At 34.4% G+C, this 13,967-nt stretch carries 9 protein-coding genes; all 9 read right to left on the minus strand.

Annotated features, from left to right (window positions below):
• Positions 1-23: 23 nt before the first annotated feature.
• Positions 24-932, minus strand: a complete 909-nt coding sequence (locus tag FNOD_RS01480) for a carbohydrate ABC transporter permease (protein ID WP_011993476.1) — start codon at positions 930-932, stop codon at positions 24-26.
• A complete protein-coding gene (locus tag FNOD_RS01485) occupies positions 929-1,783 on the minus strand; it encodes a carbohydrate ABC transporter permease (protein ID WP_011993477.1) in 855 nt (284 codons plus the stop codon). The genes FNOD_RS01480 and FNOD_RS01485 overlap by 4 nt, the downstream gene beginning before the upstream one ends.
• The gene (locus FNOD_RS01490) at positions 1,780-4,059 is read right to left on the minus strand and encodes a DUF5696 domain-containing protein (RefSeq protein WP_011993478.1); all 2,280 of its coding nucleotides are present in this window, start codon (positions 4,057-4,059) and stop codon (positions 1,780-1,782) included. Before FNOD_RS01490 ends, FNOD_RS01485 begins: the two co-directional genes overlap by 4 nt.
• Positions 4,040-6,049, minus strand: a complete 2,010-nt coding sequence (locus tag FNOD_RS01495) for a YIP1 family protein (protein WP_011993479.1) — start codon at positions 6,047-6,049, stop codon at positions 4,040-4,042. Before FNOD_RS01495 ends, FNOD_RS01490 begins: the two co-directional genes overlap by 20 nt.
• A gap of 56 nt (positions 6,050-6,105) precedes the next feature.
• Entirely contained in the window at positions 6,106-6,978 is an 873-nt protein-coding gene (locus FNOD_RS01500; protein ID WP_011993480.1) for a carbohydrate ABC transporter permease, read from the minus strand.
• A 31-nt stretch (positions 6,979-7,009) separates the two neighbouring features.
• Complete coding sequence (locus FNOD_RS01505) at positions 7,010-7,900, minus strand: carbohydrate ABC transporter permease (RefSeq protein WP_011993481.1); 891 nt, start codon at positions 7,898-7,900, stop codon at positions 7,010-7,012.
• Entirely contained in the window at positions 7,890-10,886 is a 2,997-nt protein-coding gene (locus FNOD_RS01510) for an extracellular solute-binding protein (protein WP_011993482.1), read from the minus strand. The genes FNOD_RS01505 and FNOD_RS01510 overlap by 11 nt, the downstream gene beginning before the upstream one ends.
• Before the next feature lie 89 nt (positions 10,887-10,975).
• The gene (locus FNOD_RS01515; RefSeq protein ID WP_011993483.1) at positions 10,976-12,370 is read right to left on the minus strand and encodes an ABC transporter substrate-binding protein; all 1,395 of its coding nucleotides are present in this window, start codon (positions 12,368-12,370) and stop codon (positions 10,976-10,978) included.
• 43 nt (positions 12,371-12,413) lie between these two features.
• The gene (locus FNOD_RS01520) at positions 12,414-13,868 is read right to left on the minus strand and encodes a glycoside hydrolase family 30 protein (RefSeq protein ID WP_011993484.1); all 1,455 of its coding nucleotides are present in this window, start codon (positions 13,866-13,868) and stop codon (positions 12,414-12,416) included.
• Positions 13,869-13,967: the final 99 nt, after the last annotated feature.

A 13,967-nucleotide genomic window follows, 5' to 3' on the forward strand; every position in this document is an offset into this window, starting at 1 on the left:
AGTGTAATTGTATTTTCTATAAATTATTCACCCGTTATTCCCGTTCTTTCAAGACTTTCAACAAACTGACGCTGCAATATGAGATACGTAATCAAAAGTGGAAGTATAGTAATAAGTGTTGCTGACATTCTTATGCCCTCGTTAATTCTATTTGCGGCGCTCCCATCAGCAGTTGGAAACATAACAGCATACCTTGCCACAAAATCTCTCAACGCTATTGGTATAGTTTTTATATTATTACCAAGTAGTAAGCCCGTCAATAGCGTTTCGTTCCAATACCACACAAGCGAGAATATGAAAGTCGTTACTATCGCTGGAATTGAAAGCGGAAAAACTATCTTATAGAATATTTGGAAGGAATTCGCACCATCTAATTCGGCAGCTTCATCAAAAGTTTTGGGAAGCATGTTGAAAAAGTTGTAATACAAAAGTATAAAAATTGCACTTCTAATTCCTTGTCCAGTTAAAGCAGGGAGAAAACTAACAAAAGGTTTTCCGGTAAGATTCAATCTACTGAAAAGCATATACTTAGTAACTAAAGTAACCTGTGATGGTATCAAGAAAGTCGCCAACATTAAAAATATCCAAAATCGTTTCAGAGGGAATTCAAACCTTGAAAGTCCGTAAGCGATTAACGCTGTTACCAACGTTTGAAACAAAGCAGGGATAGAAGACATGTAAACACTGTTTAACAATGATTTTGTGGCATCAAGAACTTTCCATGCTTTGGAAAAATTTTCTAATGTTAGCTTAGTTGGAATCCAATTCACCGTTGGGTTAACAAGATCTTCAACACTCATGAACGATGTTGTTATCATATAAAGGAGAGGATACAAATATGCGTATCCAACGCCGATTAATATAAAGTATATGATGAATTTTGTAGCAGGGTCTTTTAAATGCTTATAGTATGAAAAATGTATTTTTTTCATTTTTTGTACCCCCTTTCTCTGAACAGTAAAAATGCGATTCCAATTATTATCATAACCGCTGCAAAGTAAATCCAAGAGAGTGCCGACGAGTACGAATATGGTTTATCAATATCAAACATCCTTTGAGTAATACTTGTATTAACTGGGTTATTCGCAAATGATGCCAAATCAACGATTGTGTATATTGCATTGATGAGTAAAAATGGCCTTATCAGTGGTAAAGTGATTTTCCAGAATATAATCCAGCTATTTGCACCATCTATTTTTGCGGCTTCATATACACTACTACTTATTTTTTGAAGCCCAGCCAAGAAGAATAGAATTTGCACACCTGAAAACCAAAGTATCAGCACTAAGTTATTAAACATATATATGAATGGATAACTAATAGTATTAGGCATAACCATAAAAAATTTGTATATAAAGTATCTTCTTGGATCAACTATCTGTGCTGCGTTGTTTGCAACAAGTTCAGAAATAACAGGACCGCTAATAATAACCACTGGCAGGAAGTAAAGCAATCTAAAGAATGCACGAGCCCTAAGTTTATTGTTCAAAAGTATAGCTATTATGAGAGAGAATACTAAAATCAGAGGTGTTGAAAGTACTATGCTCAAGATAGTATTCCAGAAATTAATTGGAAAAGCCGGATCTGTTCTAAATGCGTATATGTAATATTTCAAACCAACGAATGTTGCTTTTATTCCTTCAACGGTGAAATTAACATTGAAAAAGCTTAAATAAAGTGAATAGAAGAATGGATAAGCTGTGAATATAAGAAAACCAGCGATCCATGGTGAAATGTATATATATCCACTTATAGCTTTCCTCGTCTTTCTTGTCATTCTCATTTTCTATCAACTCCACTTACCAGATTTGCTGAATTGTATTTGAAACAAATCCACGAACGTGGATTAACAAGCTTTTTATCAAATTTGTAAATATCGTTTGTGTAATTTACAAGAATGGCTTTTTTATTTTCATAAACAACTAGTACCACTCCAGGTTCAAGAACAATTCTGTCAACTATCTTGTAACCACGTACATTTTTTAGAGCATCGTTTATCTCGTTGTACACTTCTAATATCTTCTCTTTCCAGTCGGCAAATTTTGTTGAAGGATAATCCCAAAGTGGTGTTTTCTTTATCTTGTAATTATCCACCCATGTTAATATGAATGAAGGTAATGCACCATATTCAATTGATTTAAGGATATCTTCTCTTGAAAAGAAGCTGTTGTTTATATACGGTGTATAGTAGTCAATCGAACCGCTCAAAACTATTTGCAGGAAAGGAACAGTATCAGTCTCAAATAAGTACTGACTGTTGTTCATAGGAGTTTCAAGAAAACCATCTGCAAATTTCCATGTGTAATCGTTTGGTGTATATAAATATAAACTATTCATTCTAGATGAAATATTTTCGAGCGTTTTTTTAACAAGGTTTAATGCTTGCCATCTTTCAAACTCTGAACCGTATCTCAAATCGCCGTAAAGTTTATTCGCGTATTCCTTTATCGCTATGTTTGTGATGCCTTTTGATGTAAGAATTGAAGATTTCTTTTCTAAATATTCACTTGCAAGTTTTACGTTTGTGTAATATGACCTGTAAAGCCATAGATCTTTATTATCCCGCTCTTCGTAAATAACAGATTGGGAAAGGTTTATGCCTACTTCTTTCTTTAAATTTATCTGTTTTTCACTCACTTTTGTCACATTGTCGACAAAGTATACTTCGTAACCTAATTTTTTTGCGTAATTTAGAAAATCAAGTAATTGTCTTTCACCACCTATTTTTTCTTCAAACGACACTTTACTTATCTTACTTCCATGCACTCCACCACTTTGCCAACCGTCGATAAGTACTTTAACATTCTTAATTCCCATTTTATTAAAATCACTTACTATATTTTTCATATCTTCAGCTGTTGTAATAGGAATTGTGCCATAACCGATAACTTTTTTTTCAATATCAGAAGCTATAATAGTAATAGCGATTGGAACATTGCCTGTCTTTGTAGTTTTTCTTAAAAGATTTGATAAGTATTTTTCTCTGTAAAACTTTGCCATTCCCACGTAATCAGCATCGTAACCTACAAGGAAATTAAGTTCCAATCTTGCATCAAAATTGTTCATCTTATTTTGTGCAACTTGTATCCCAGCTCCACTTCTACTCGTTGGTTGAAGGTATTTTTGCCTGTATATGAACTTTGCCGTTGCCCAATTGTAATTGCTGAGTATTCCGCTGGGGTATGCAACTATCGCAGAGTACTCTTTTCCAGAAGTAACAACACCGAAAATGGCATTGTTCTTGGTACCGTGAGAAATTCCAAATACTGGTGTAAGTACATTTGGCTCTTCTCTCAAAAAATCGTTAGGTCTTCTTGAACGAAGGTCGTTAACAGAAGTAAGATTCTCGATACCATAGTCCTTACCGTATGTTCTTTTTTCAAACCAGTTTAAATAGTGCGCTGGTTTTGAAAACCTAATTAACGCACCCGGTCCATCTGGAACAAAGATATAACCTTCTATTTCGTTTGATACAACGCTTCCAATAAATGGTGCGAACATTACAGAAGCAAGGGTAAAACTTCCTTTCTCTTTAATTGATGATTTCTTTAAAGAAAATACAACTTTCTCATCTTTGAGTTCGACAGTAACATCGAGTGATATACCAATTGGTTTGAAATAGAATGTATAAGTAAATCCGTTTTGTATTTTTGAAAATCTCTTATCTACTTGCCCGTCTGCACTTCCCATAACGTTCGATATACCACGTTCGTCGAAGTATTCAATCATAACAAGTGATTTGGCTATAAATTTCCAAACATCGTTCATCTCATTGAATGCCTCTGAGTCTTCTAATACATCTCCCCATACGTATCCATTTCTTTTATCTACAATTCTTACTGATGAAGTGGAAATATTTATCCATAATTCTAATATGTTATTCTCAGCTATTTTTGTGTAACCTTCGGTTGTGAATTTAGAAGCAACTGCAACAGGTTTATCAGGTCTTGTGAATCTATTTGACAAAAATTCATTGCCAACTGTCTGTGGTAAAAATATTACAGGTAAGATCATCAATATTAAAATTAAAGTTTTAATTTTATCGGATATTCCTAACACGGTACAACACCTCCTGGACAATGCTAAATGCGGTTTCTACTAGTTGATCCCAAAGCATGTAAACGATAGAATAAACGAGTATTATCACGAAAACCCAACCTAATGTAAATAAAATACTTTTCACCGTGTTCTTAATATCATAGTCGTGTGTTTCTTTTACTCCGGTAAATAACATCACAGCACTCCATGAGATTAAAAACATCGATGCAAAATCGATTAAAAACTTTTCGTTATATGTAAGCACATATGTACTCAATATTACTAATGGTTGGAATAATATATACGGTGCAAAAGAATATGCAGTAAAAACGTATATATCTCTCAACGTTCCTTTGCCGTCGTTTATAGAGCTGACAAGCCAGTTGGATATAATCCACAAAAATAAAATAGACGATGATGTTAGTAAAACAAATCCAACGTTTCTATCGCTTGTATTGAGATTAAATATAAAACTTCGGCCAAAATAATCTACTAAGATAACTAAGAGGAACATTAAGTAAATAATTGAAGCGGAAAGAACAGAGCCATGCTTTTTCTTTTGCAAATAATAGAAAGTATCCAAAGGATGCCTAAGAATATTTTTTATATAAAGTACGTCCGATAGCAACTTATTTTTTACATGGAACTTTATTTTAATCTTCCCATACCTTGATAATAAATCAATAATTGTAAAAATTAATATGATGATTACAAGTAAAGACAAAATAATTCCCATATTCTTCTGCAAAAAATTATTTCTCATTTCCCAAAAAGCATCTGAGTAATCTCTTCTCGCGAAAGCTTCCTTGAAATGCAGTGCAGCTTTATCGTACCGAGCTGATTGGAAATATGCTTTGCCAAGTCCATAGTGTGCTATTTTGGAATAACCGTCGTAAGTCATCACTTTTTCCCACAATCTCTTACTCTCTATGTATTTTCCCTGTTCGTAAAGATTTAATGCTTGATGGAGTATGTTGGCGTATTCCGTAGGGACAATAACATGTACTAAACCTCTCTCTTTATCTAAAACGTACAACTTGCCCATTTCGTCGATTTCAATAGCAGAGGCAACGGAAAATAATCCAGACCTCTCCGTTGATATTGCTCGACCACCAAATGAAAAAATCAAATTTCCTTCAGAATCATATTCGTATATTAGACCCGTTTCGGTAAGCGCGTAAATTCTTCCATCTTTGTCAACAGCTATATCTACAAAATTATCTTCGTCAACCATTCTTCTTTCTTTTGATGCGGATAATATGTTCAATCCTATAGTATTATGCTTTTTAATAGCGTTTCCATACTCCTTTTGAGTTACCGTGTATATTAATCCCTTATCGTCAATAGTTATATTTGTGTAAGGTTTAGGAATCCTATGAAGAAATTTTTCTTTCTGTTCTCTTGTGTAAAACAAATCTATAAATTTATCAAGAAGCGTTACACCAACTAAATTGCTTCCGAAGTATCCAAGGAACTCTCCATCTTTATCAAGTTGTATGATACCCTCAAATGTTCCTTCACTAACTATGTACAAATTTCCTCTTTTATTTACGACAAGTTTTTTTGGTTTGTAATTTGCAGTTTCTCCAAAAATAGGGTTTGTTGGTCTGCCAATGCGTTTTACCTCTTCACCTCTTAAATTGAAAATAACAACTTCAGAACTTCCAGGATCGGCTACATAAATGTATTCATCTGTTACAAAAACACCAGTTGGTTGCCAAAGTTTAAAATCACCAATACTAGTTGCTTCTCCAGTTTCCATATCGTAAACAACAATTCTAGCATTCCCAGAATCGGCTATGTACATCTTAGAACCTTTGATAAATAAATCTTCTGGATAGTACAAATTGTAATCTCTAAAAAGTACCTCGCTTACTATGTAAGCATCCTGTGTTACCTTCCAAATATTGTTTCCAGCGACCGTGTATGTTAAGAAAGTACTGTCGACAGAAAACAAGAGAATATTTAGTAATAGAAAAAACACAATTAATGAATTTTTGATACGCTTCACATTTATTCCTCCCCTAATTGACAGCAAAATCTCTTTATTTGATTTTTTCTGATTTCTTACTTTAGTCCACTGTAAGCCATTGTGTTCATAACCCTTGATTGCATAATTATGAATAAAAGCAAATTTGGCACAAACATTATCAGCCCTGCAGCAGCCGCTATACCTTGACCAGCTATTGTATTACCTGTTGTTTGTGTGAGATTTGACACATAGAAGGCGAATGTTCTTAAATTTTCGTTATTTATATAGTAAGTTGAAGCTTCTGCACTATTCCAAGCGACTTGGAATGCTAATATTCCAACAGTTGATATAGCAGGTTTTAAAAGAGGAATAATGATATTAAATATTATTTGAAAATCGTTTGCCCCGTCAACAAGTGCGGCATCTATAAGTGCATCTGGTATTTGGTCCATGAATTGTTTGATAAGGAAGACACCTATTGGCATCGCAAGTAAGGATAAAATATTGATTATAAACGTGTCAATCAACCCAAGCGATTGAACCATATAATACCTCGGGATTATAACAGCTATAGGTACGAACATGAGCGCTAAATTATTGATTGTGAATATTAAACTTTTTGCTTTAAATTGCTTTTTAGATAATGCGTAACCAGCGAAAACAGATATTATTATTGTAAACAACACCGTGAAAAACGCTGTTAAAATACTGTTCATCAAGTATCTGCTAATAGGTATAGTTGAGCCTCTTGTAAGCGAAAAGAGGTCATAAAAATTAGCTAAAGTTGGTTTTCTCACAAAAAATCTTGGTGGATAAAGGAACAATTCGTCTAATGGTTTAAATGCTTGAGAAAAAATGAATATAATTGGAAGCATCATAAATACCGCAATAGGGGTTAATATAAAGTAGAATTTTAACTGACTTTTATGGAAGTATTTTGGATTTGTTTTGGTTGTAAATTTTGCCATTTTTAAGTCACCACCTCTTTCTGTAAAATAATTATCTTTCGCCAAACAAGCGCCAGGCTATACGTGAGAAAAACCAGATTATCAGTAGTAATACAACTGACAATGCCGCAGCGTATCCCATTTCGTACCGTAAGAATCCATAATCTTCAATGTGATTCACGATAAGTTGTCCAGCGTACTGTGGTGTTGGGTTCGAACCCGAGAGTGCGACACCTATGCCCGCAGAAGTGAATGTATTTACTATGGACATAACCGCACCGAACAACATCTGTGGTTTCATAGCAGGTATAGTTACATAAATTATCTCTTGTAATCTATTTTTTATTCCATCTATGTACGCAGCTTCATAGAGTTGTTCATCGATATTCAATATACCTGCAAGCATTGCAAGAAATCCAACCCCCATACTACTCCACAAAGATACCAAGATCATTATATCCATAAGATGTTGAGGTGATTGTAGCCATTGAATAGGCTTATCTATTATTCCAAGGTTCAACAATAAAGCATTAAGATATCCTTGCTGGTCACCATTGAATAAAACTCGCCAGACAACTGCCATTGTTACGCCAGCTGTAAGTGATGGAGAGTACAAAATCAAAGCGAATATAGTCCTTGGCACTTTTGTCAACTGAGCAACTAACCAAGCAAGTATGAAAGAAAGTATATACCCGCCTACTCCAACGATAAGGGCGTATTTAATAGTGTTTGGCAAAACCTTTTGCATGAAGATATCATCGCGTGTTATTAGTGTAATGTAATTTTGTATCCCGATCCATCGCGGTTTTTCTATCGCATTGAAATATGTAAAAGACAAGAAAATTGCAATAATAACTGGTAAAACAATAAATATCGTGAAGAGAGTTAGATATGGTGATAGTAATAACCAGTGATTTGAGCGTCTTTTTGTATTATTTTTCATAAGTACCACCCCAAAGTAATCTTTGATTTTCTAAGTATTCATTAGCTGCTTCACCAAGGTTTTTTACTAAGAACTCATCAATATTTGTGTACATTTTATACGTTTTTACTGGTTTGCCATTGACTATATATCCGAACTCTGTAAGTTTTCTTTCGAGTTCCCTGTTTATTGTGATGACAGATCTGTCGATGGAAGAACGTAATGGATAACCTTCAATCACAACCCTATTCCAAATGTTGCTTATTTCACGTTCTGTCATATATCCACCGGGATGTCTTTGAACTTCTCTTATCCATCTCCATTGCTCAAGTATCACTTTCTTTTCTTCCTCAGAAAAGAAATCTAATTCTTTAAATGCCTGAATATTTGAAGTATTCCAAAGGTACGTTGGACCGTATCTATTTACTAAAGCTCTCGCAAATTTTATCTGTGTTTCTTTAGAAAGCCACCATTTTAAGAACAGCCATGCCTTTTCTTTTTTATCAGAATTTGCAAATATAACATCTGCTCTGTCACCGGCAACTTGGTATCTCAGAACTTTACCATCAGGTGTTTTAACCCCTGGTGAAGGTGCGATAGCCCACAGTCCATAAATTTCGTCAGCTGCATTGGAAAGAGTTACATACAAACCAAAATCACCGATACCTATCGGAATTCTTCCATACCTAAACGAGTTATAAAAACTTGCAACTTGTTCTGGTATACCATAGATAGAGAATAATTCTGTCATAAGTTCAAAAGCTTTAACAGAATTTTCTTCATTTATCGCTGTTTTTAAACCATCTTCTGTGTAAAGTCTTGCGTTATTTTGGAAGAAAAATGGAGCAGTTGTGTTGAAATATTTTGTCGTTTGCTCAGCCATCGGTATGAAGAAGTTCATACCTCTTCTTTGAAGCTCGGGAAGAATTTTCTTAACATCATCCCAAGTATCTGGTATAGGTATACCTAAAATATTCATTATGTCCTTTCTGTAGAATAAGACGTAGAAATTTTGAGTTTCGGTTATGCCATAAATCTTGTCATCTATAACCATTGGAAGGAGTGTTTCCATATTTATGTTCTTTGAAACGAATTCATAAAAATCTGGGAAATTTGAAATAGGGTAAAGAGCATTTCTAATTGCAAGTTCAAATGGTATCCAATTGCTTATACTCATTGCTACATCAGGTGTATTACCTGCTGAGCTTGCTAAAATCAACTTCTGCTCGTTTGGCATAATTGAAAGAACGACATTTATACCTGTCTTCCTTGTAAAGTCTGTGTCTATTAAATATTGGAGTGTTTCAACATACTGAACAGGTCTATTAATCCAAACTTTTAAACTTCTCGGATCAACCTTCTCGTAAACAGAGTAAGCTTCATTTTTGTTAAACAAGGAAAGCCACAATTTGTATATTTCTTCATAGGCTGCGACTAAGAACGAGTTGACTGGCTTTATATAGTTTTTTAAATCCCCTTGAAATACAAACATTTTATCTATACCCATGGGTTGTTCTTTCAATCTCATTGAAAGTTCGGACAATCTTTGGGCTATTGAAGACGAACCTTCGCTGATTTCATCTATAAAGAATGGTAACCTTTCAGGTTTTTCAATAATTTTATCTATAAGCTCTGCTGAAACGATCATATCCGAAACGTATGGAACACCTTTTTCACCAACGATAGAAATGATTCTATTGTACTCTTTTCTCAAGTTCTTAGAAATTTCTTGTAAATCGGACAAGACATTTGGCAGGTACTTTTGTATATCCCAGGTCCTATTTGGGTCAAGGTTATTTCCAACGAGTTTTCTTAAGTCTAGTCCTATCCTTTGTAGTTTTTTTATAGTATCTTGCAGGTAAACTATGGTTTGTTCAAAAAGTCCGGTCGTTACTTCGAGAGTTATAAGGTGTGGACCTTTATCAAGGTAAACAAAGTAAGGATTACCTTTGGAATCTAATAAAACTTTATCCACCCATTTGTATCCTGTGTACTCAAAAGCGTAATTATCAAATTCTTTAAATGGTACTTCTCCATCAACGTATATTCTCCTAAAAACAGGTACTCCACGATTTAAAGATTGTTGGTATCTAAAGGCTATTTTGTAAAGCCCTGGTGTTTGTATATCAACGTACCAGTGAACTTCTTGACCAGACTGTTTATATGTGTTCTGGTCAATTACATTTATTTTCCTTTTGAGAGGCTCGTATGGCGTTACATCCGATGTTTGTGTGTTGATAATTGATACGAGGAAATCTGACTTTCCAAAAATTCTTTCCGCTTCTATTGCAATTGGAATTGAATTTGCTGAATTATCAGGTTTATTGAAAGATTTTAAATACTCACTGTAAGATTGGATATTCTCAATTTTATCAACTTTTACAAAGTACAAATTGGATATATATATGTCTTGTTTGAGGTTTTTTATTTTAATAGTATTATTGCCATATTTTAGGTTAAATATTAAAGGTTTACTTGATATTCTTTTAGCATCTTTGAAAAACGATAGCGTTTCTTGGTTTGGCATAAATTGTTCTGGAGTAATTTCATTTCCGTATCTATCGTACAACTTTTGTGAGAAATCGTAGTATAAGAATGTATCCAGAAAAACTTGGTAAATTTTGGAATTGTCTTCAGAATTATTTATTGAAACTTCTAAAGAACCGTTAGTTGTTACAGGGTTAAGGGACCTGATCGATGCGATAATGTAATAATTTCCTTCCTCTGGAATATCCAATTCTAAAGTTTTTTCTTCACCATTTTTAATAGAAATAGATACTGGAAAATTAAACGAGTTAGATATAATTTTGCCATATCTCATCTGATTAAACAAATTCTTGTTATGCTTTGAAAGAGTAACGTAGTCAAAAGTTTTTTGACTAATTAAAAATCTTTCTATAGAACTTTTGTACTTGCTGTACTCGGAACTTCCAAAAAGGTATAAAATAAATGAAATAGCAATAAAAATAATAAATATAGCGAAGAACAAAATCAGAACTTTTTTCACTCTCTGTACCTCCTATTTATGAAATTTAATATTGGCTGCTGGCGAACGCCAGCAACCAACAAATTAAAACAAAAAGGATACTGAAAGCGTTATTTTCCTTCAACTTGCTTTCTGATGTTTGGGAAATTCTTTTCAACCTCTGCAAGTTTCTTTGAAAAATCGGCCCAAGCGTTTTTAATTATGCTATTTGCTTTTTCTTGTGTTTCTGCGGCAACGGCTTGTGGTTGTACCTCACCTTTTCTGATTCTTTCATTAACAGGGAATATAACATCCCAAGTTGCCTGATCCCAACCAGGTACTACCTTCCACATATCAACTCTGACGGTTTTATCAAGATTTGAAAGCATCCATTTCACACCATTTGGTATTTTTAGGCTTTCAAAGTATTTAATAACATCCGGATGTTTCGTTACAGGAATAAACCAATCAATGAGTCTTCCGTTTTCTTCGCCGTTTGCTACATCTATCTTAAGTCTTGTTATTACACCTCGTGGGTCATATGTTAAGAACTTTAGGAAAGTAAATGCTTCTTTTGGATATTTTGTCGTTGATGTCATAAATGCATAATTGATTTGAATAGGTTGTCTTACACCAATCTTTGGATCGCTTGGCATTGGATAATAATCGAGATTCCACGGTAACGTTCTAACCCAACTCCAGTCCCATGTTCCATGGAAACCAGTTAAAACTTTCGATTCTCTAAAAGCGTCTGCATCTTTTCCGAATTTTTTCTGATAGTCATCGAGTTGACCTTTATTTCTAAGCTCTTCATTCTTTAAATCATCTGAAACAAGTCCTGGAATTGATTTCAGTTCTTTTTGTAAGTTTATCGCTGGTATCCATCCACCATTGACAAGGTCAAATTCCCATTTTGAAGGGTTAAAACTCCAGTATGTTGTATTTTTGTTCAATACAGCTGCCATAACAGTATCAAAATCCCAAAGGTGATTTATACCGGAATATTCCTTAGTCGTTGCTCTTCTTAGATATTGTTTGAATAAATCTGTTGACCATCCGTATGGTGGAACTGGAAGATTCAGTTTTTTCATGAGATCCAAATTCACTACAATTCCTTGGAAGTGTAATCTTTCACCGATAGCGTATGTCTTTCCATTGTACTTGAAAGCTTCTTTTATACTTGATGGAACGTACTTATTATAGTCTGCGTCATCTTTTAGAAATTCATCAAGTGGGTAAACCCAACCTTGTGAAACTGGATACGGTAAAGCTTCCCAAGATTGTGCAACAACATCTGGAAGTGGTTTTTTTGCTGCGACTAACGATGTAAGGAAACTATTCACATCTGGCTCGTTTGCAACGATATTTATTTCTATATCTGGATAAAGTTTCGTAAATTCAGAGGCTATCTTCTTGTACTTTTCAACATCCCAATTCCAAACTGCAACCGTTAGTGTAACTTTTGCAAAGATACTTGTTACAAGTAAAAATACCAACATCATTAACACTAAATTTTGTTTTTTCATACCTTTCCCTCCCTTGGAAGTTTGCAAGAAGTTTTAGAAAACTTCAATCCCACACAAAAGTTACCGCAGCGTACCCCGGAATTATATATTCGAATTCTCTCCCTCCCTCCTCGACTATGATTTTTTTGTTTGTATTCGTTCGGTTCGAGACTATGAGAACTTTTGTTCCATTTGGATTTTCAAAAGCCACTGTTTCTAAATTACTATATGTGTATGAATCTATTCGATAAGCGCCTGGAAGAACAAATTTACTTATATGGCCTAACGTATAATAATCCAAATTATACTTTACCTCTCCCGTTTCTTGATTAATCTCTATAAGTCCTCTGCAAGTGCTATTTGATAATATCGTTGGTCCTCTCTTCTCATCTAATGCTATATTCCACCATACAACGGTTTTAGACCAATTTCTTGGGATTCTGATAACATGCATCATCTGATCCATAAATGCATTAAAGAAAGCAGGTACCCAATCACCACCTGAACCTTCTGTAAACCATATATCTTTATCAGGGAACATTTCCTTTATTTGGCTCATCGCTTCGTGTTTCCCGCCATAAAAATGCCACGCTGAGCCTGCAACGTATTTTGAAGCTTTTGGGTGAGACAAAACATACGATGCGTATATGGTATTATCCCAATTGTGGTCGTAAGTCAGTATCTTCGTCTTTATCCCTTCTTTTTCAAACGCAGGTCCAAGGTATTCACCTATGAAATCCGCTTGCTCTTCCCATGTCATTTTCATTCCTGGATATTCTTTTGGAACATATAAAGGTTCATTTTGCGGTGTGATTGCGTAAATTGGAATCCCTTCTTTTTCGTATGCTTTTGTGAACTTTACAAAATATTGCGCATAGACGCTATAATATTGTCTTAGGAGAGATCCACCAATCATGCTTCCCGTTGTCTTCATCCAACCAGGTGCACTCCAAGGAGAAGCCATTATTTTCAACTCTGGATTTATTTTCATAGCAAGTTTCAAAAGAGGTATTATGTACTGCTTATCGTGTTTGATAGAGAAATATTTAAGTTCTGGGTCTTCTTTTACACCTTCTGGCAAATCATCATAGCTGTATAGCTTAGTTGTGTAATCAGTTGCACCCATTGGCTGCCTAAGAAACGAAATTCCTATCCCTTCATTTCTGCCGAACAATTTTTTCATTACCTCTATACGTTTTTCCTCTGATAATTTATGGAAAATTAGCCATGCTGATGCATCGGTGAGAGATGCTCCGAATCCATCCATTTGCTGGTATTTTTTATTCGAATCAACTGCAATCCTTAGTGTTTCACGGAAATCTGAAACAACAGGATTATTAATATCGACTTCGGATAACATGAATTTTTGGTCAACAGTAGTAAGCCATAGCTTGACATTATTCATTGTCTTTGCCATCTCCTTTTGATTTGTTTTTTGTGTAACATTAGATGATAAGTTTACTAAGATAAACAAAAGCGATAGTAGAATTATTATTTTTAAACTTTTTTCGGTTTTCAAATGTTTCACCTCGTTTCATGAAAAAGCTGAATTTATTTTATCAATGTAACTTGTTTCACAAAAAGTGCCGAAACTTATTTTTCCTGGTAAATAATTAAG

This window comes from Fervidobacterium nodosum Rt17-B1 (assembly GCF_000017545.1).
In the GTDB taxonomy this organism is placed as follows: Bacteria; Thermotogota; Thermotogae; order Thermotogales; family Fervidobacteriaceae; genus Fervidobacterium; species Fervidobacterium nodosum.

What these genes read in the sequence shown, in the direction of transcription:
- FNOD_RS01480 (WP_011993476.1), bottom strand. Translation starts at nt 932, where the DNA reads ATGAAAAAAATACATTTTTCATACTATAAGCATTTAAAAGACCCTGCT.
- FNOD_RS01485 (WP_011993477.1), bottom strand. Translation starts at nt 1,783, where the DNA reads ATGAGAATGACAAGAAAGACGAGGAAAGCTATAAGTGGATATATATAC.
- FNOD_RS01500 (WP_011993480.1), bottom strand. Translation starts at nt 6,978, where the DNA reads ATGGCAAAATTTACAACCAAAACAAATCCAAAATACTTCCATAAAAGT.
- FNOD_RS01505 (WP_011993481.1), bottom strand. Translation starts at nt 7,900, where the DNA reads ATGAAAAATAATACAAAAAGACGCTCAAATCACTGGTTATTACTATCA.
- FNOD_RS01515 (WP_011993483.1), bottom strand. Translation starts at nt 12,370, where the DNA reads ATGAAAAAACAAAATTTAGTGTTAATGATGTTGGTATTTTTACTTGTA.